This window comes from Pseudomonas syringae (assembly GCF_021606685.1).
GTDB lineage: Bacteria > Pseudomonadota > Gammaproteobacteria > Pseudomonadales > Pseudomonadaceae > Aquipseudomonas > Aquipseudomonas syringae_R.
In genome coordinates this window covers 1-18,113 of record NZ_WKCB01000020.1, presented here as the reverse complement: position 1 = coordinate 18,113, position 18,113 = coordinate 1, and the positions used below count along the sequence as shown (strand labels likewise).

Annotated in this window: 16 protein-coding genes and 1 pseudogene; 5 read left to right on the top strand and 12 right to left on the bottom strand. The window is 62.8% G+C overall.

All coding sequences use genetic code 11. The features are described 5' to 3' along the window. Positions 1 to 155: 155 nt before the first annotated feature. The 6 genes from GIW02_RS10415 to GIW02_RS10390 form a co-directional block, all read right to left on the bottom strand. Positions 156 to 1,487: an ABC transporter substrate-binding protein gene (locus GIW02_RS10415; RefSeq protein ID WP_236419468.1), complete on the bottom strand. Its 1,332-nt coding sequence runs from the start codon at positions 1,485 to 1,487 to the stop codon at positions 156 to 158. Positions 1,488 to 1,514: 27 nt separating this feature from the next. Then, a complete protein-coding gene (locus tag GIW02_RS10410; protein WP_236421852.1) occupies positions 1,515 to 2,582 on the bottom strand; it encodes a branched-chain amino acid ABC transporter permease in 1,068 nt (355 codons plus the stop codon). A gap of 22 nt (positions 2,583 to 2,604) precedes the next feature. Next, a complete protein-coding gene (locus GIW02_RS10405; RefSeq protein WP_236421851.1) occupies positions 2,605 to 3,486 on the bottom strand; it encodes a branched-chain amino acid ABC transporter permease in 882 nt (293 codons plus the stop codon). Between the two features lie 2 nt (positions 3,487 to 3,488). Next, positions 3,489 to 4,265 carry an ABC transporter ATP-binding protein gene (locus GIW02_RS10400; RefSeq protein ID WP_236416827.1) on the bottom strand — a complete coding sequence of 259 codons (777 nt, stop codon included), beginning with the start codon at positions 4,263 to 4,265 and terminating at the stop codon, positions 3,489 to 3,491. A gap of 10 nt (positions 4,266 to 4,275) precedes the next feature. After that, complete coding sequence (locus GIW02_RS10395; protein ID WP_236416829.1) at positions 4,276 to 5,331, bottom strand: AMP-binding protein; 1,056 nt, start codon at positions 5,329 to 5,331, stop codon at positions 4,276 to 4,278. A gap of 195 nt (positions 5,332 to 5,526) precedes the next feature. Next, a complete protein-coding gene (locus GIW02_RS10390; RefSeq protein WP_236416831.1) occupies positions 5,527 to 6,201 on the bottom strand; it encodes an Asp/Glu racemase in 675 nt (224 codons plus the stop codon). A gap of 77 nt (positions 6,202 to 6,278) precedes the next feature. Between GIW02_RS10390 and GIW02_RS10385 the strand changes: the two genes are divergently transcribed. Further along, positions 6,279 to 6,707, top strand: a complete 429-nt coding sequence (locus GIW02_RS10385) for an HIT domain-containing protein (RefSeq protein WP_236416834.1) — start codon at positions 6,279 to 6,281, stop codon at positions 6,705 to 6,707. Between the two features lie 4 nt (positions 6,708 to 6,711). Here GIW02_RS10385 and GIW02_RS10380 read toward each other — a convergent pair whose 3' ends face one another. Then, a complete protein-coding gene (locus tag GIW02_RS10380) occupies positions 6,712 to 7,578 on the bottom strand; it encodes an aldo/keto reductase family oxidoreductase (RefSeq protein WP_236416835.1) in 867 nt (288 codons plus the stop codon). A 132-nt stretch (positions 7,579 to 7,710) separates the two neighbouring features. Here GIW02_RS10380 and GIW02_RS10375 point away from each other — a divergent pair, with 132 nt between their 5' ends. After that, a complete protein-coding gene (locus GIW02_RS10375; protein WP_236416844.1) occupies positions 7,711 to 8,295 on the top strand; it encodes a TetR/AcrR family transcriptional regulator in 585 nt (194 codons plus the stop codon). A 5-nt stretch (positions 8,296 to 8,300) separates the two neighbouring features. After that, positions 8,301 to 8,762, top strand: a complete 462-nt coding sequence (locus GIW02_RS10370) for an NUDIX domain-containing protein (protein WP_236416846.1) — start codon at positions 8,301 to 8,303, stop codon at positions 8,760 to 8,762. Here the strand turns inward: GIW02_RS10370 and GIW02_RS10365 are convergent. Continuing rightward, positions 8,746 to 9,321, bottom strand: coding sequence for a cysteine hydrolase family protein (locus GIW02_RS10365; protein ID WP_236416848.1), 576 nt, complete (start codon positions 9,319 to 9,321; stop codon positions 8,746 to 8,748). The genes GIW02_RS10370 and GIW02_RS10365 overlap by 17 nt on opposite strands. A 120-nt stretch (positions 9,322 to 9,441) precedes the next feature. On the opposite strand from GIW02_RS10365, the gene GIW02_RS10360 reads away from it, so the two are divergent. Then, positions 9,442 to 10,830, top strand: coding sequence for an XAC2610-related protein (locus GIW02_RS10360; protein WP_236416850.1), 1,389 nt, complete (start codon positions 9,442 to 9,444; stop codon positions 10,828 to 10,830). A gap of 94 nt (positions 10,831 to 10,924) precedes the next feature. Here the strand turns inward: GIW02_RS10360 and GIW02_RS10355 are convergent, their stop codons facing one another. Both GIW02_RS10355 and GIW02_RS27235 read right to left on the bottom strand, forming a co-directional pair. Next, the gene (locus GIW02_RS10355; RefSeq protein WP_456361656.1) at positions 10,925 to 11,959 is read right to left on the bottom strand and encodes a methyl-accepting chemotaxis protein; all 1,035 of its coding nucleotides are present in this window, start codon (positions 11,957 to 11,959) and stop codon (positions 10,925 to 10,927) included. Between the two features lie 264 nt (positions 11,960 to 12,223). Then, a pseudogene (locus tag GIW02_RS27235) lies at positions 12,224 to 12,490 on the bottom strand (PAS domain-containing protein); the annotation flags it as partial. A 162-nt stretch (positions 12,491 to 12,652) separates the two neighbouring features. On the opposite strand from GIW02_RS27235, the gene GIW02_RS10350 reads away from it, so the two are divergent. Then, positions 12,653 to 14,851 carry an OsmC domain/YcaO domain-containing protein gene (locus GIW02_RS10350; protein WP_236421850.1) on the top strand — a complete coding sequence of 733 codons (2,199 nt, stop codon included), beginning with the start codon at positions 12,653 to 12,655 and terminating at the stop codon, positions 14,849 to 14,851. A 125-nt stretch (positions 14,852 to 14,976) separates the two neighbouring features. Here GIW02_RS10350 and GIW02_RS10345 read toward each other — a convergent pair whose 3' ends face one another. Both GIW02_RS10345 and GIW02_RS10340 read right to left on the bottom strand, forming a co-directional pair. Beyond that, positions 14,977 to 16,143, bottom strand: coding sequence for a cystathionine gamma-synthase (locus GIW02_RS10345; protein ID WP_236416854.1), 1,167 nt, complete (start codon positions 16,141 to 16,143; stop codon positions 14,977 to 14,979). Then, complete coding sequence (locus tag GIW02_RS10340) at positions 16,140 to 17,516, bottom strand: cystathionine beta-synthase (protein WP_236416855.1); 1,377 nt, start codon at positions 17,514 to 17,516, stop codon at positions 16,140 to 16,142. Before GIW02_RS10340 ends, GIW02_RS10345 begins: the two co-directional genes overlap by 4 nt. Positions 17,517 to 18,113 lie beyond the last annotated feature (597 nt).

The following is an 18,113-nucleotide window of genomic DNA, read 5'->3' as shown; positions in this document are numbered from 1 at the left end:
GCTGATACACCGGGGTCCAAATGTGGGAGGGGCGGTGCGACGATTCGACTTGCTCGCGAATGGGGAGTGTCAGTCACTGTATTTAGCGACTGACCCACCGCATTCGCGAGCAAGCCCCCTCCCACATTTCTGTAATGCGTTTCAGCTGATAGGCCTCACTGCTCCTTGCTGCAATCCCTCGGCGTAATGCCTTTTTCCTTGGCGTACTGCGCGGCCGACGCTTCGATGATCGGCCGCAGCAGGGCGCGGTCGGCTTGCACCCAATCGCTGATCAGGTTCCAGCGTTGGCCATCCCACTGCTGGAAGCGCACCGCGCCGCCGCCTTCGTGGTCGGCGCAGGACAGCTTCAGCGGTTGCACCAGGCCTTTGGCGCCCAGCGCTTGCAGGCGTGCATCGTCGAGGTTCAGGTGCTCGAAGCCCCAGCGTACTTGCTCGCCGGTGAGGGGTTTATGGCCGTACTTTTCCTGGGCCAGGCGCACGGCTTCGACGTTGAGAATGCCGTTGACCACGCCCAGGTTGTAATACACGGTGCCGAAGCGTTTCGGGTCGGCCAGGTTGCCCTTGCCGGCGTCGACCACGCTTTGCTTGATGCCTTGCAGCACCGGGAAATCGGTGCCCGAAGGGTGCGTGGTGATGGCAATGAAACCCTTGGCCGCATTGCCCGCCGGCACCACGTCTTCTTCCGAGTTGCTCCAGATATTGCCGATGATGTGATCAGCCGGGTAGCCGACCTTTTGCGCGGATTTGAGCGCCACCGGGTTCATCACGCCCCAGCCGCGCAGGATCACCCAATTCGGCTTCAGCCGACGGATGTTCAGCCACTGTGATTGCTGCTCGTTGCCGGGGTGCGGCACTTCCAGCAGGGTCAGTTCGAAACCGGCATTTTTCGCCAGGGTTTCGAGTACGCCGTTGGTTTCCTTGCCGTAGGGCGAGCCGTGGTACAGCACGGCGATTTTCTTGCCCTTGAGCTTGTCGGCGCCGCCTTCACGTTGGCCGATGTAGTTGATGATCGCCGACACTTCCGAGTAAGGGTTCAACTGCAGTGGGAACACGTAGGGGAAGACGCTGCCGTCGGTGGAGTCGGTACGGCCATGGTTGATGGTGATCAGCGGCAGCTTGTCGGCGGTGGAGCGTTCCAGCGTGGCATAGGCGATGCCCACCGACAGCGGGTTGGTGGCCGCAGCCGGTGCGCCGTTCAAGCCACCTTTGAGGCGCTCGTAGCACTCGACGCCTTTTTCCACCACGTATTCGGTTTCGCATTCGCTCCAGGTCAAGGTGACCCCGTTCACGCCGCCCTTGGCATTGATGTATTGCAGGTAGTCAATAAAACCACCGAAGAAGCCCGTACCGCCGGCGGCGTAAGGCCCGACCCGGTAGCTTTGCAACGGGAAGTATTGCTCGTTGGCGGCCTGGACGCTGCCAGTCAGCCCGGCGGTGATCAAGGCCAGGCCCAATGCCAGGCGGCGCAGCGATATGCGGTGTGTCATAGAGGGTATTCCTGGGGGGTGATGAATTTAATAACGCAACGGCCAGACCCTGGCCCGTTGGCGAAAGCGCTGCCACAGCCGGGCCAGCCCCTCCGGTTCTTTGATCAGGAAGGTGATGATCAGCGCGCCGAACAGCATCTTCTGGATGTTTTCCAATTGGCCCGCGTCCATCAGCCCCGCAGGTAACAGGGCGAACAGGTTGCCCAGCAGGATCGGGAACAACACGATGAACGCCGCGCCCAGGACGTTGCCGAGCACACTGCCGAGGCCGCCGATAATGATGATGAACAGCACCTGAAATGAGCGGCTCAGGTCAAAGCCGTGGGGCTCCACCGTGCCCAGGTAGGCAAATGCCCACAGTGAACCGGCGACACCGAGGTAGAAGCCGCTGATGGCAAACGCCAGCAGCTTGGCCTTGAGCAGGCGGATGCCGATCACGGCGGCGGCGGTGTCCATGTCGCGCACCGCCATCCAGTTACGGCCCAACTCGCTGCGCACCAGGTTTTTACCCAGCCAGAACAACCCCACTACCACGGCCAGGGTCAGCAGATACCGGCCCCTGGGTGAGCTGAAATCCAGCCCGGCAATCAGCAGCGGCGGCGAGGTGATGACCCCGGAGGCGTTGTCGTTGGTAAACCAGCTGAACCGGGTGAGCACCCACTCCACCACGAACTGCGCGGCCAGCGTCGCCACCAGCAGGTAGAAGCCCTTGATACGCAGGCTCGGCAAGCCAAAGAACACCGCTACCAGCGCCGCGATCACGCCGCCGAGGGCAAAGCTCACCAGCAGCGGCAAACCGGGCACGCGCAGTTGCAGGTTGTAGGCGGCAAACGCGCCCACCGCCATAAACGCCGCGGAGCCCAACGACAGCTGCCCCGCGTAGCCGGTCAGCAGGTTCAGGCCGAGGCCGGCGAGGGACAGCACCAGCAGCGGCACCAGAATCGCGCTGAACCAGTAGTCATTGCCCAGCCACGGTACGGCCACAAAGGCAAAGCCCAGCAGCAGCCACAGCGCGACGCGGTCCTGGCGCAGGCGGAAGGTACGGCGCTCGGCCGCGTAGGAGGTGCTGATTTGACCGACTTCTTGATACAGCATGCAGGCATTTCCTTAAAAACGATCAGACCCGTTCGATCGCGCGCTCGCCGAACAACCCGGCAGGTCGCACCAGCAAAAACAGCAATGCCAGGACGTAAGGCACCCAGTTTTCAATACCGCTGCCGATGATCGGGCCCAGGTAGATCTCGGCGATTTTCTCCGCCGCGCCGATGATCAAACCGCCGACAATCGCGCCGCCAATCGACGAAAAACCGCCGATGATCAACACCGGCAAGGCCTTGAGCACCACCAGCGACAGCGAGAACTGCACCCCCAGGCGGGCGCCCCAGAGCAACCCGGCCACCAGCCCGACAAACCCCGCCACCGCCCATACCAGCGCCCAGATGCGCGGCAGGCGGATGCCCACCGCCATGGACGCCAGCGGGTCGTCAGCCACCGCACGCAACGACAGGCCGATGCGGGTTTTGTTGAACAGCAGCGACAGCGCCAGCACCAGTGCAGCCGCGGTGCCGGCAGCAAACAGGTCGAATTGCGAGAGCAGCATGCCGCGGATTTCCAGCGGCTCATCGGCGATGCCCAGGTCCAGGCCGTGCACCTGCGCACCCCAGAGAAACTGCGCGAACCCTTCGATCAGGTACGACAGCCCGAGGGTGGCCATAAACAGGATGATCGGCGGGCGATTGACCAGCGGGCGCAGCACCACTTTTTCGATCAGCAGCGCCAGCACCACCATGCTCGCCAGGGTGGCAAGGAATGCCCAGGCGAAGGGCACGCCGCGTTCGAGCAGGCTGACAAACGTCAGCGCGGCGAACAGCACCATGGCGCCCTGGGCAAAGTTGAACACGCCGGAGGCTTTGTAGATCAGCACAAAACCAATCGCCACCAGGGAATACATCACGCCCGCGAGCAGGCCGCCGATCAGCACTTCGAAGAAAAATTCCATGCTCAAGTCCCCAGGTAGGCCGCGATGACATCCGGGTTGGCGCGCACCTGTTCGGGTGTGCCATCGCCGATCTTGCGGCCGTAGTCGAGCACCACCACGTGGTCACACAAGCCCATGACCACGCCGATATCGTGCTCGATCAACACCACGGTGGTGCCGTACTCGCGGTTGATGTCGCGAATGAACTGGCTCATCTGCGCCTTCTCCTGGGCGTTCATGCCGGCCATGGGCTCATCCAGCAGCAACAAGGTCGGCTCTGCCGCCAAGGCGCGGGCCAGCTCCACCCGCTTTTGCAGGCCGTAGGGCAGGGTGCCCACCAACACGTGGCGCCAGGGGTGAATCTGCAAAAAGGCAATGACCTTTTCGGCGTGCAGGCGGTGTGCATCGTCCTCGCGTCGGGCGCGGCCCAGGCGCAGCATTTGCTCGACCCAACTGCTGCGACGCTTGAGGTTGCGCCCGGTGAGCACGTTGTCGAGCACGCTCATGCCCTTGAACAGCGCGATGTTCTGGAAGGTGCGCGCAATACCGCCCTCGGCGGCCTGGTGCGCGCGCATGCGTCGGCGGGTTTGGCCGGCGTAGCGGATGCTGCCGCTTTGGGGGTGGTAAACGCCGTTGATCACATTGAGCAGCGAGCTTTTACCGGCGCCGTTGGGGCCGATCAGTCCACAGATGTCGCCGAGCTTGACGTCGAAGCTGATCGAGGTGATGGCCTTGATGCCCTTGAACGACAGGGAGATGTCATCGAGCCGCAGTAATACCGATTCAGTGGGTGCGCGCATGGAGGGCTCGTCAGGCAGTGTGAGGCAGTGAGTGGTCAAGGGGGATGTGCAGGCTCGAAGGCTCCTGCCAACTGCCGGGGTGAATCCCCAGCGCGCCGAAAAACGCCGCACTCTGCGGGTCCAGCGCCGGGCCCACCAGCAATGGCACACGCAGGCGACTCATGCCCAGCACATCGAGCAAAGGCCGGCGCACCAGCCAGTGGCCAAGCCAGCGGCGCACGGGCGAGGCGGTAGGCCGCATGGCCCAGGCGTACAGGCGATGGCTGAGCGTACCGGGCAACGGCAGGCGTTCACGCGCCCAGGCTTCAAGACGCGCGTAGGATTCGCGGGTGCCCAACACCAGCGTGGGGCCCAGCTCGCGGCGGTCGGTGTCGCGGGTGCTCAGGGCTTCGGGAAAGTTCAGGCAAAACCCGGCCAGCAGCCAGGGCGCGAGCAGGTAGCGCGCCTGCCCGCTGGCGGCAAATACGCGCGCCGCCAAGGCCTCGTCATTGCGGTCGAGCTGCTCACGGGCGATCAGGGTGCGTGCGCCCGCCAGCAATTGCGCGTGGGTCAGCTGCACGCTGGTGCCGGCGTGGAACACGAAGGCGACGGCGCTTGGCTCGGCGGCGCAGGCGGGCGCCGGGGCTTGCGCGCGCAGCTCGGCATACGCGATCAAACCGCTGCGCTGGGGCTGACTCAGGCCGCGCCCGTCGAGGTACACCACCACAGTGTCTTCACCGACTTGCTGCAACGCTTCATGGTCTTGCGCCACCACGAAGCGCGGTCGCAAGCCCGCCAGCAGCGTTCGGTGGTCGCGCTCGGGGTCGAGCAGGGTCACGCTGGCGCCCAACCATTGCGCGGCCAGCGCCAGCAGCAATGCCTCGGGACGCGCCTGGCTGATGATCAGCAGGTCATCGTCGCCGGTGAAACCGCGCTGTTGCAGGGCGCCAGCAAGTTGGCCGAGGTCGTCGGCCAGTTCGCTCCAGCGTCGCTCGTGCCAGATGCCCAGCCGCTTGTAACGCAACGCAATCGCCGTGCCGCGGGTTTGGGCTTGGTGCAACAGCGCCTGGGGCAGAGTGTGGGGCATGGGTGCATCCTTAGGGGTGTATGCGAAGGCGATTGCACGGGCCATGCCAGGGGGATAAAGGCTTTTACTTCAAGGGGATACGGCGGTTGTGTGGAGAAAAGGCATGTGTCGATTCAGCACAAGCTGTCCAGGCACTGTTGTTGCTGCAACAGTCACTGTTGTAGGGCGGGGCTGGCAATCCATGTATTCATCCCGTCAGCCCAGATCGGCCTGCTGCAGGCCGACCTCGCGCGAGTTCTGAACTGAGCGCACGGCGGCTTCCAGGCCAGTCAGGGCACTGGTGAGCGGGCGTGGGCCTGCCGTGACATACGCGGCCGCGCCGCCCATTGATGCCTGAGCCAACGCAACCCTTGATGCACCTGCCAGATAGGCGGCATCGGCAGCCTTGGCGACAGCCGCCAGGTAACCGTCGAGGTTGCCCGCCTTAAACAGCTCCCATGCCCCCGCAACCCATTGCACCTCGACGCGCGCATTGGTGTGCAACGCCGCCGCGTGGAACAGCCGCGAGGTGGGCGCCAGGGTTGTTTGCACCGCACACAGCACCACGACCTTGCCGCCAGCCTGAACCGCTGAAGTGGCGAGTGCTGCGTCGGTGCGCAGAATCGGCGTGCGGGTGCCGATCCCTTCAACCGCCGGGCCCAGGGTCGAGCAGGTGAGGACAACCGCATCCGCGTGCTGCGCCAGTGCGAGCAGCGCCGATGCGGTTGCAGCAGCGATCTCGGCCGTCAGCTGGCCGGCGTGTTCGGCTGCGGCCAAGAGGTCGGCGCGCACTTCATGGCACAGCACCTCCGGGCCGAGCCCTAAGGCTTGGGCGGCGGCGTCAAACACGCTGATGTTGCTGGCGGCGGTGTGCAGGCAGGCAATGCGCATGGGTGGGTTCCAGGGCTGGAAATCGGGGTGCAGCGCGTTAAGATGCCGTCCACACTTAGCTTAATCAAGGACTCACTGTGGCGCTGATCATGGAGCGCGTAACACTGGCTCGCAACGGAGCCAACGACAAAGTCATCTGCCGCATGCCCTCGGGCTGGGCAGTGATGGGGGACGTGCAATTCTTGCCGGGGTACTGCCTGCTGCTGCCCGACCCCGTGGTGGCGAGTTTGAACGACCTGGATGCCGAGGCCCGTGCTGTCTACCTGCTGGACATGGCACGCATCGGCGACGCGGTGCTGCAGGCCACCGGCGCGGTGCGCATGAACTACGAGATTCTGGGCAATTCCGAGCCCGAGCTGCATTGCCATATCTTCCCGCGTTATGCCTCCGAGCCGGATGACAAACGCCGGATGCCGGCTTGGTTTTACGACTGGAAAAACGCGGTGCCGTATGCCGAAGACGTGCATGGGCAATTGCGCAAGTCGATTGCGCAGTTGCTGGGCTGAGACCTCAACCGGCGATGGCGTTCAACTGCGCCACCACGTCATCCGACAAATCCAGTTCCCCCACCGCCAGGTTTTCATGTAAATGAGCGACCGACGAAGTGCCGGGAATCAGCAGGATATTCGGTGAACGGTGCAGCAACCACGCCAGCGCCAGTTGTTTGGGCGTCACCTCCAGCTGCTGCGCAATACTGGACAAGGTAGACGACTGCACCGGGCTGAAACCCCCCAAGGGGAAGAACGGCACGTAGGCAATGCCGTCCTTGGCCAGTTCGTCGATCAAGGCGTTATCGTGCTGATGGGCGATGTTGTACAGGTTCTGTACGCAGACGAATTTGACCAAGGCACGCGCTTCGGCGACTTGCGTCGGGGTGACGTTGCTGATGCCGATGTGGCGCACCAGCCCCTGGTGTTGCAATTCGGCAAGGGTGGTCAGCGCGGCTTCGATTGAGCCTTCACCCGGCCCCATCAGGTTATACGCGCAGCGGAAATTGACCACATCCAGCACGTCCAGCCCAAGGTTGCGCAAGTTGTCGTGTACGGCCTGGGTCAGTTGCTCTTTTGACGCAGCGGCATGCCATCCGCCCTCATTGTCGCGACGGGCACCGATTTTGGTAACGAGGGTGAGATCATCCCGATAAGGGTGCAGCGCCTCACGGATAATCCGGTTGGTGACGTGGGGCCCGTAGAAGTCGCTGGTGTCGATATGGTTCACACCGGCTGCGACGGCCTCGCGCAGTACGGCCAGCGCCGCGTCACGATCCTTGGGCGGGCCGAACACATGGGGGCCTGCCAGCTGCATGGCGCCGTAGCCGATGCGGTTGACCTGGCGGTCGCCGAGGGTGAATGTGTTGCTGGTTGCCAAACGTGTCATGTGCGTCGCCCTTGCTTCAACTGAGTAAGGCTCTAATATGAAGGATCCTTCAGATATTGGAATTCGCATTCCGTGAGCTTTCCCAAACCCTCCTTGAAGCCAAGAAAATCGGCGGTTCAGGCGCGCTCAGCGGTGACTGTCGAGGCGCTGCACCAGGCAACCATTCAGGTTCTGATTCAGCAGGGGCTGGTGCGTTGCACCACCACCCGCGTGGCGGAACGGGCGGGGATTTCGGTGGGCAGTGTCTACCAGTACTACCCCAACCGCGACGCCTTGCTCGCCGCTGTATTGGAGAAACACCTGGAACGGTTCGCCCAGACGGTGGAGCAAACGTGTGCCCGCCATCAAGGCATGCCGGTGGTTGAAATGTCGGCCGGGTTGGTGTCGGCGATGGTCGCCGCCAAACTGCGCGACCAGGGCATTTCCAAAGCTCTATATGCCATCGCGGGCGAGCGGGGCGGCGCTGAGTTGGTCGCCCGGGTCAATACGCGCGTGGTGGCGGTGATCGCAGCAATGCTCGCGACCGCCGCCGATGCGCATTTTGACGACCCTCACTTGACCGCGGCCATTTCCTTCAGCGCGATCGCCGGCCCGGTGCGCACGCTGCTCGAAGGCAACGCGTCGCCCGCCTTCGAGGCCGGTCTGGAACAACAGACCACCTTGTTGTTGACCGCCTACCTGCAGACCCATCAACACGTTTTATCAAGCAAGGAATAGAGTTCATGCGTGAACGAAAGGCCTCACGCCTGCTGGTCATCAGCCCCTCCGATGAAGTGCTGCTATTCAGGTTCGTCCACAAAGACGGCGCGTTAGCCGGGAAAAACTACTGGGCGACGCCTGGCGGCGGTGTTGAAGCCGGGGAAACTTTCGAGGCGGCGGCGATCCGTGAGCTGCGCGAGGAAACCGGTATCCAGGTGCGGGCGGTGGGAGCGCCGACCGCCGAGCGCACGTTTGCGTTGATGCTGCCCAGCGGTGAAACGGTGCTCGCTGTCGAGCACTACTTTGTCGTTCACACTGTCAGCACTGAGCTTTCCAGAGCCGAGTGGACGTTGGAAGAGACTCAAGTGATGGCGGATCATCATTGGTGGTCTGCCGAGCAGTTGCGTGCAACGCCAGACACCGTCTGGCCAGAAGCGCTGGTGGCGATGCTGGAGCAAGCCGGCGTGTTCAAGCCTTTGGTATGACGCCGCCGGAGAGGATCTCGTCCGTTTCCACTACCGTGGCATAGTCCATTGCCAGGTTGCTCAGCGACAGTGCATGCACATCCTCCGCCGGCCAGAGGCGTCCCGACAGGTCGGTCTGGTCGAACGTGTAGCAGGCGTCCGCCGCCACGATCACTTCAAAGCCCAGGTTGCCGCCCGACCGCGCCGTGGCCTCGACCGAGTTGTTGGTGATCACCCCAACGATCACCACCTGCCGGATCGCGCGGGCGTGCAGCCAGCGCTCCAGCCCGGTATGGGTGAAGGCATCCGGGACGTTTTTTTCCACCACATGTTCATGGGGCAGCGGTTGCAGTGCGGCCTGGAACTCGCAACCGGGTTGCCCCGGCCAGAAAACCGAACCCGGCGTGCGGGAAATATGCCGCACATGCACGATAGGCCGCGAGGCTTGCCGCCAGGCGCTCAGCAGGCGCTGCATATGCACTTCGGCGTCGGGGTTGTTGCGCCGCCCAAGTGTTGGCTGGTGCATGCCCTGTTGCATGTCGATGACCACCAGTGCGGCGTTGCTGGCTAGCGGTTCCATGGCTCGTCCCTTGGCTGCTTGAGGCACGCAACATATCAGCCAAGGTGTGCCGGCAAACAGCGATTTGTGTGAAAACACAGGCTACACTGCCGCCCCCGAATTTCAGCAAGGATGCTTTGAATGCGTTCGCTTGTCAGCGCTGTGCTGCTCTCTACGGCGCTTGCCGCCCCGGCCATGGCCGAACCCCGTTCGTTCTCGGTCGACGACCCCAGTGGCAAGTACCTGGTTGAGGTGCTGTTCCCACAAGTGCCCGAGGACTTGCGCGAACTGGTGCGCGCACTGATCACCGTGCGCGACAAAAACACGCTTGAGATCCTTCAGCAACTGGAGACGCCGGCGGGCAATGTACCGCTGGATCGCAACGGTAAAACCGACGAGGGACATCTAGTGGGGGAGTACGGCCTGCTGTACTTCGCCGACATCAATGGCGATGGCCGTCAGGACCTGGCCATTCGCAACGACAACGGCGCCGACAAGGACTTCCAGTTCAACTACGACGTATACCTGCAAGACCCGCAGAAAACCCAGTGGGTGCTCAACCGCCCCCTGACCGACCTGGCCAACGAAAACTTCGGCGGGATGTTCATGGTCAATCCCAAGGACGGCACGCTCCATACGCAAGTTGACCGGGGTTGCTGCTGGACGCGTTCGGGCATCTGGCAACTACGCGACGGCGAACTGGTGCAACTCAGTTCATACACCCAGGAACAGGTGCCGGCGACCGATGGCGACGCCAACAACAGCATGCCCGCCGGTTACATGCTGCGCACCACCGGCGAGTGGAAGGACGGCCAATGGCTGGAAACGCCCAGGCTCGAAGGCCCGGTCAATGAAGACCCGCAGCGGCTGGTCGGCACGCTAAACGGCAAGATCCCGGTGGAAATCTGGTACCAGCAGCAGGGCGCTGTGATGATCGGCGAGTTGCGCTACACCAAGAGCGGCAGCGGCAAACCGATCAAGCTGGTGGGCAATCGGGGCGAGTACGCTGACGAGTCCTTCCTGTACCTGCACGAATATAGCGACGACGGCCATCAAACCGGCGTGTGGCACATTAAGCAGGACAACACTGGCACCTGGCTCAGCGCCGTCAAGGGACCTACCCGCGAAATGGCCTTCCAGTTGCGCGATGAATACCGCGAACCGGACTACGAAAAAATCGACAATGTTGCCCGCGACCAGCGCGCCGGCCACTACCAGATGCGTGACGACTTCCTCGACCGCGACGGCGACCTGGACCTGAAAATCCTCCCGGAGCGCGACGCCCAGGGCAGGGAACTCGCGGAGTTCACTATCACGCTCAAAGACACCGGCACCGACAAAGTCATCGTGAGCACCCACCTCACTGTGCCGATGGAAACCGATAACCTGATTATCGTGCGTGAGCCCGACGTGGGCCGCCGCGCAGGGCCGTACCACATTCAGTTGGTGAAGAATTTTGCGGTTATCAACCACAACTCCGCACCGGACTTTCCCGATTACCTGACAGGGATGTATCGCAAGCAGCCTTGAGCCGTGCCTTCTCACCGCCAGCGTGGGTTGCTGAGGCGTCGGATAAAACTGCGGACGGCGCCCGTCTTGCTTGAGGACGGGCGCCTTAGGGGGATCAGCGGTTGAAGCGTTCAACCAAGGCGTATTGAGTGGACGCTGTGTTGGTCAGCTCCTTGCTCAGGTCCGTGGATTGATGGGCTTGTACCGAGGTCTGGTCGGCCAGTTCAGCGATGGTGGTGATATTGCGGCTGATCTCCTCGGCGACCGCGCTTTGTTCTTCGGTAGCGGCGGCGATCTGGGTGGTCATGTCGGTGATGTGCGACACCGCTTCACTGATGCCCACCAGCGCCTGGTCCGCCTCCAGCACCCACGCCACGCCTTCCTGGGCCTGGCGTTGGCCGTGCTGCATGCTGCTCACGGCGTTGTTGGAGGACGTTTGCAGTTGGGTGATCAGGGCGTGGATCTGGGTGGTGGATTGCGAGGTGCGCTGGGCCAGTTGGCGCACTTCGTCGGCCACCACGGCAAAGCCGCGGCCTTGTTCACCGGCACGTGCCGCTTCAATCGCGGCGTTGAGCGCCAGCAGGTTGGTTTGATCGGCAATGCCTTTGATCACATCCACCACGCTGCCGATTTCATCGCTGTCGCGGGCCAGTTGCGCCACGGTGGCGCCGGTTTCGCCGACCACGGCAGAAAGGCGCTCGATGGCTTCACGGGTATCGCGCGCCACTTCGCGGCCACGCCCGGTCAGGGCGTTGGCTTGCTGCGTGGCATCGGCGGTGCGTTGCACGTGGCTGGCGACTTCCTGGGTGGTCGCGGCCATCTGATTCACGGCGGCCGAGACCTGTTCGGTTTCCACGCGCTGGCGGTCCAGGCCCTTGGCGCTGGCGGTGGCCAACTGATCGGATTGCCCGGCGAGGGCGCTGAGTTGCTCGGCACTGTCCTGCAGGCGCGTGAGGCAGGTTTTCAGGCGTGCAGTCTGGCTGAGAAACGCGGTTTCCAGGCGTGCCTGCGGGCCGCGTGCGTCACTGTACATCTGCGCGATCAGGGCGTCCGAGGTCGAAGGTTCGACACCTGCCAACAGCCGCAAGGTGCTGCCCTGGCGAGTGCGTGAGCAGAGCACGCCCACCGGCACAGCGACCGCCACGGCCACCGCGACGGCCAGCGGTGCGCTGAGAAACAACCCGGCGACGCAACCGGCGACCGCAGTGGCCAGGTACGGCACGCAGCTCAGGGCGGCGGGCAGCCAGTTGTCCTGGTGCGGCACCGCCGGTTTGCCCCGGCTGATGCGCTGGTACAGAGCTTGGGCGCGCCGAATCTCATCGGCCGTGGGCTTGACCCGCACCGACTCGAAACCCACCACGCTGTTGCCTTCGAAGATCGGCGTGACGTAGGCGTTGACCCAATAATGGTCGCCGTTTTTCGAGCGGTTCTTGACGATGCCCATCCAGGGCTGACCCTGTTTGAGCGCACTCCACATATGCGCAAATACTGCGGGGGGCACATCGGGGTGACGCACGATGTTCTGGGGGGCGCCGATCAGGTCGGCGCGTTCAAAACCGCTGATATCCACAAAGGCGTCGTTGCAATACGTGATCACACCTCGAACATCCGTCGCCGAGATGAGTTTTTGTTGCGGCGCGAGGGAAATCTCGCGCTGTGTAACGGGCTGGTTGTTGCGCATTCCGACTACTCCCTGGTTGCACTCAGTCCATCGGCGCCAACTCGCAGAAGATTAATGCACATTGGCTATTTCGCCAGCCATTGGTCAAAAGCCTGAAACTTCCCGATGAAACACCTCATAATGGCGGCCATTTTGTTTAGCCCGTTATTCTGGTGTACCCGCATGGAAATTAAGGTCAACTTTCTCGACAACCTCCGGCTTGAAGCCAAGTTCGATGACTTCACGGTGATTGCCGACCAGCCGATCCGCTATAAGGGCGACGGTTCGGCGCCGGGGCCATTCGATTACTTCCTGGCGTCGTCGGCGTTGTGTGCGGCGTACTTCGTGAAGTTGTACTGCCAGACACGCAATATTCCCACCGACAATATTCGCCTGTCGCAGAACAACATCGTCGACCCGGAAAACCGCTATAACCAGATCTTCAAGATCCAGGTCGAGCTGCCGGCAGATATCTCCGACAAGGACCGTCAGGGCATCCTGCGTTCCATCGACCGTTGCACCGTGAAGAAAGTGGTGCAGGCCGGTCCCGAGTTCGTGATCGAGGAAGTGGACAACCTCGACGCCGATGCCCAGGCCTTGTTGATGCCAAACAGCACCTCACAGGCGGGTACCTACATTGCCGGTAAAGACCTGCCGCTGGAACAGACCATCGCCAATATGTCCGGGATCCTCGCCGGCCTGGGGATGAAGATCGAAATCGCCTCGTGGCGCAATATCGTGCCCAATGTGTGGTCGCTGCATATCCGCGATGCGCACTCGCCAATGTGCTTCACCAACGGCAAGGGCGCGACCAAGGAAGGCGCGCTGGCGTCGGCGTTGGGCGAGTTTATCGAGCGGCTCAATTGCAACTTCTTCTATAACGACCAGTTCTGGGGTGAAGAGCTGGCCAACGCGCCGTTCGTGCACTACCCGGACGAGCGCTGGTTCCAGCCGGGACCTGACGATGCGCTGCCAAGCGAAATCCTCGATGCCTACTGCCTCAAGGTCTACAACCGCGAGGGTGAGCTGCGTGGCTCGCACCTGTTCGATACCAACTCCGGCAATGAAGAACGCGGGATTGTTTCGCTGCCGTTCGTACGCCAGTCGGACGGCGAGGTGGTGTACTTCCCGTCCAACCTGATCGAAAACCTTTACCTCAGCAACGGCATGAGTGCTGGCAATACCTTGGCCGAAGCCCAGGTGCAGTGCCTGTCGGAGATTTTCGAGCGGGCCGTGAAGCGTGAAATCATCGAAGGTGAATTCGCGCTGCCGGACGTGCCGGTTGAAGTGCTGGCCAAATACCCTAGCATCCTCGCCGGCATTCAGGGCCTGGAAGCCCAGGGCTTCCCGGTGCTGGTCAAGGATGCGTCGCTGGGCGGTGAATTCCCGGTGATGTGCGTAACCCTGATGAACCCGCGCACCGGCGGTGTATTCGCCTCGTTCGGTGCACACCCAAGCCTGGAAGTGGCGCTGGAGCGCAGCCTCACCGAATTGCTGCAAGGCCGCAGTTTCGAAGGCTTGAACGACTTGCCGCAGCCGACCTTCGAAGGCCAGGCGGTGACGGAGCCGAACAACTTCGTCGAGCACTTTATCGACTCCAGCGGCGTGGTTTCGTGGCGCTTCTTCAGTGCGCAGTCGGACTACGAATTCGTCGAGTGGGACTTCTCCGGCGAAGGCGAAGACTCCAACGTCCAGGAAGCCGCGACACTGTTCGGCATTCTGCAAGGCATGGGCAAAGAATCCTATATGGCGGTGTACGAGCACCTCGGCGCCACCGCGTGCCGCATCCTGGTGCCGGATTACTCGGAAATCTACCCGGTGGATGACCTGATCTGGGACAACACCAACAAGGCGCTGTTTTTCCGCGAAGACATCCTCAACCTGCACCGTCTGGACGAGGCCGAGTTGAACGCGTTGGTCGAGCGCCTGATTGAAAGCGAGCTGGACGACTACACCGACATCACCACCTTGATCGGCATCGAGTTCGACGACAACACCGCCTGGGGCCAACTGACCATCCTGGAGTTGAAGCTGCTGATCTTCCTCGCCTTGCAGCAGCATGAAGAGGCCAAGGAGTGCGTGGAGATGTTCCTGCAGTACAACGACAACACCGCCGAGCGCGGCCTGTTCTACCAGGCAATGAATGCGGTGCTGGAGATGCAACTGGACGATGACCTTGAACTGGCGGACTACGAGAGAAACTTCAGGCGCATGTTCGGCAATGAGCGGATGGATGCAGTGATCGGCTCGGTCAATGGCAGCGTGCGCTTCTATGGGCTGACGCCGACGAGCATGAAGCTGGAAGGTCTGGACCGGCATTTGCGTTTGATCGACAGCTACAAGAAGCTGCATAGCGCGCGGGCCAACGTCACTTCAGCTTGACGCGTAACCAATGTGGGAGGGGGCTTGCCCCCGATGGCGGAGTGTCAGTCAACAGATTCATTGGCTGATCAACCGTCATCGGGAGCAAGCCCCCTCCCACATTTGGTCTTCGTTGAGTGGGCTATTTAGATTTTTGCCAGCGCTTGCGCCAGATCCGCCCGCAAGTCCTCCACATCCTCAACGCCCACCGATAGCCGTACCAGGCCGTCGCCAATCCCCAGCTGCGCCCGCGTGGCCGCCGGGATGCTCGCATGGGTCATGATCGCCGGGTGTTCGATCAGGCTTTCAACGCCGCCCAGGCTCTCGGCCAGGGCGAAGATCCTGACGTTTTCCAGGAAGCGCGTGGCACCGGCCAGGTCGCTGTTCAAGTCCACCGAAATCATCCCGCCGAATCCGCGCATCTGTGTGCGGGCCAGTGCGTGCTGCGGGTGGGACGTGAGCCCCGGGTAATACACCCGCGCCACTTGCGGCTGCTGTTCCAGCCAGGTCGCCAGGTCGAGGGCGTTGCTGCAGTGGCGCTCCATACGCAGCGCCAGGGTTTTCACGCCGCGCAGGGTCAGGAAGGCATCGAAGGGGCCGGCGATGGCACCCACTGAGTTCTGCAGGAAACCCAGGCGTTCAGCCAGTGCGGGGTTGTCGCCGACAATGGCGATACCGCCGATCACATCCGAGTGGCCGTTAAGGTACTTGGTGGTCGAGTGCACCACCACATCAAACCCCAACTCCAGCGGGCGCTGGATCCACGGGCTGGCGAAGGTGTTGTCGGCCACGCAGATAATGTCGCGGTCACGGCAGATTCGGGCAATGGCGCTCAGGTCGGTAAGGCTCAGCAGCGGGTTACTCGGGGTTTCGACCCAGACCATGCGCGTGTCGTCCTGCAGCGACGCTTCAAACGCCGACACATCACTCAGGTCGACAAAGCTGAAGCGGTGCCCGGCGCTGCGTTGGCGCACTTTGTCGAACAGGCGGAAGGTGCCGCCGTACAAGTCGTTGCCGGAGACGATATGCGCGCCGGCATCGAGCAGTTCCAACACCGTGGAAATCGCCGCCAGCCCGGAGGCAAAGGCAAACGCCTGGCTGCCGCCCTCGAGGTCGGCCACGCAGCGCTCCAGGGCAAACCGCGTGGGGTTGTGGGAGCGGCCGTAGTCGAAGCCCTTGTGCACGCCGGGGCTGTCTTGCAGGTAGGTGGAGTTGGCATAGATCGGCGGCATCAGCGCGCCCGTGGTCGGGTCGGGTGACTGCCCGGCGTGGATTACGCGGGTGGCAAACGCGCCTTTATCGGGCTGGCTCATGCAAGGGATCTCCGTAGGTGGTTGAGCAGGTCGACGCGGGTGATCAGGCCGTAGAAGCCCGACGCGTCAGCAATGATGGCGACCAGGCCACGGTCGAGTTCGGCCTGCAGCTCGACCAGGCTGGCGTTGGGGGCCAGGGTTTGCAGGGTGTTGGTCATGGCGCCGGCGACGTTCAGGGTGAAGTGCGCGGCGTCGTGGTGCAGGCCCAGCAGGATGTCGGATTCATCGATCACCCCGACCAGCTCGCGGCCGTTGACCAGCACCGGCAGCTGCGAGACATCCGCCAGGCGCATGCGCTGGAAGGCCGTGAGCAGAGTGTCGTCGGGGCTCACGCTGATCACGCGGCCGTCTTCGAAACGACGGGCGATCAGGTCGCGCAGGTCGCCGTAGTGTTTGTACTGCAACAGCCCGGCGTCGTTCATCCATTGGTCGTTGTAGACCTTGGACAGGTAACGCGTGCCGGTGTCGCAGACAAAGGTCACCACGCGCTTGGGCTCGGTCTGTTCGCGGCAATAGCGCAGCGCAGCGGCAAGCAGGGTGCCGGTAGACGAACCACCGAGAATGCCCTCGGCCTTGAGCAACTGACGGGCGTGGTCGAAGCTTTCTTCATCGCTGATGGAATAGGCGTGGCGCACGCTGGACAGGTCGGCAATCGAGGGGATGAAGTCTTCGCCGATGCCTTCAACGGCCCAGGAACCGGGGGTGTCGAGTGTGCCGCTGCGGCTGTATTCGGCCATCACCGAGCCCACGGGGTCGGCCAGTACCATCTCCAGTTCGGGTTGTACGCGCTTGAAGAAACGCGTCAGGCCGGTGAGGGTGCCTGCCGAGCCGACGCCCACCACAATGGCGTCCAGGTCGTGCTGGGTCTGCGCCCAGATTTCCGGCGCGGTGCTGGTTTCATGGGCCAGGGGGTTGGCCGGGTTGTTGAACTGGTCGGCAAAAAATGAGCCAGGAATATCCTTGGCCAGCCGCGCGGCCACGTCCTGGTAATACTCGGGGTGGCCCTTGCCGACGTCGGAACGGGTGATATGCACCTCGGCGCCCATGGCCTTGAGGTGCAGCACTTTTTCCGTGGACATCTTGTCGGGCACCACCAGCACTACCCGGTAGCCTTTGGCCCGGCCCACCAGCGCCAGGCCCAGGCCGGTGTTGCCGGCGGTGGCTTCGATGATGGTGCCGCCGGGGCGCAGGCGCCCGTCGCGTTCGGCGGCGTCGATCATGGCCAGGCCGATGCGGTCTTTGATCGAGCCGCCGGGGTTCTGGGATTCAAGCTTGAGAAACAGCGTGCAGGGGCCGGTATCGAAACGGCTGACGCGCACCAGCGGGGTGTTGCCGATCAGTTCAAGTACGGCGGGACGGGGAAGCGTAGGCATGTCGTCACCTGAAGTCTGGGGTGGGGGACAGCAAATTGCGCAGCATGGCTTGGAACAGTAGGCCGGTATCCGGTGGGTCGCAACCAAGCGGTCCGCTGAATGTCTTTTTTTGGCGCATGGACGCCACCCGCATGCACCTTGAGATAACCGAAAAGATCCGCATCCGCTGTCTGCAACGAACCAGCTTATGTGGCGAGCGGGCTTATGTGGCGAGCGGGCTTGCCCGCGTTGGGGCGCGCAGCGCCCCCTGAAACCCGCGACCGAGGGCTGCCTGGCACAACACAGTGCGACGTACTGGGGCTGCTGCGCAGCCCAACGCGGGCAAGCCCGCTCGCCACGGTTTATCGGGTTGCGGCCTGGAGCCTGGCAAATATTGCAGGTCACCCCGCGCACGAACCGGCTTTCTGTAACGAACCAGCTTATGTGGCGAGCGGGCTTATGTGGCGAGCGGGCTTGCCCGCGTTGGGGCGCGAAGCGCCCCCTGAAACCCACAACCGAGGACTGCCTGGCACAACACAGTGCGACGTACTGGGGCTGCTGCGCAGCCCAACGCGGGCAAGCCCGCTCGCCACGGGGTATTGGGTTGCCCCTGAAGGG

What these genes read in the sequence shown, in the direction of transcription:
- GIW02_RS10360 (WP_236416850.1), top strand. Translation starts at nt 9,442, where the DNA reads ATGCGTTCGCTTGTCAGCGCTGTGCTGCTCTCTACGGCGCTTGCCGCC.
- GIW02_RS10370 (WP_236416846.1), top strand. Translation starts at nt 8,301, where the DNA reads ATGCGTGAACGAAAGGCCTCACGCCTGCTGGTCATCAGCCCCTCCGAT.
- GIW02_RS10365 (WP_236416848.1), bottom strand. Translation starts at nt 9,321, where the DNA reads ATGGAACCGCTAGCCAGCAACGCCGCACTGGTGGTCATCGACATGCAA.
- GIW02_RS10390 (WP_236416831.1), bottom strand. Translation starts at nt 6,201, where the DNA reads ATGCGCATTGCCTGCCTGCACACCGCCGCCAGCAACATCAGCGTGTTT.
- GIW02_RS10350 (WP_236421850.1), top strand. Translation starts at nt 12,653, where the DNA reads ATGGAAATTAAGGTCAACTTTCTCGACAACCTCCGGCTTGAAGCCAAG.
- GIW02_RS10405 (WP_236421851.1), bottom strand. Translation starts at nt 3,486, where the DNA reads ATGGAATTTTTCTTCGAAGTGCTGATCGGCGGCCTGCTCGCGGGCGTG.
- GIW02_RS10400 (WP_236416827.1), bottom strand. Translation starts at nt 4,265, where the DNA reads ATGCGCGCACCCACTGAATCGGTATTACTGCGGCTCGATGACATCTCC.
- GIW02_RS10410 (WP_236421852.1), bottom strand. Translation starts at nt 2,582, where the DNA reads ATGCTGTATCAAGAAGTCGGTCAAATCAGCACCTCCTACGCGGCCGAG.
- GIW02_RS10345 (WP_236416854.1), bottom strand. Translation starts at nt 16,143, where the DNA reads ATGAGCCAGCCCGATAAAGGCGCGTTTGCCACCCGCGTAATCCACGCC.
- GIW02_RS10380 (WP_236416835.1), bottom strand. Translation starts at nt 7,578, where the DNA reads ATGACACGTTTGGCAACCAGCAACACATTCACCCTCGGCGACCGCCAG.
- GIW02_RS10415 (WP_236419468.1), bottom strand. Translation starts at nt 1,487, where the DNA reads ATGACACACCGCATATCGCTGCGCCGCCTGGCATTGGGCCTGGCCTTG.
- GIW02_RS10340 (WP_236416855.1), bottom strand. Translation starts at nt 17,516, where the DNA reads ATGCCTACGCTTCCCCGTCCCGCCGTACTTGAACTGATCGGCAACACC.
- GIW02_RS10395 (WP_236416829.1), bottom strand. Translation starts at nt 5,331, where the DNA reads ATGCCCCACACTCTGCCCCAGGCGCTGTTGCACCAAGCCCAAACCCGC.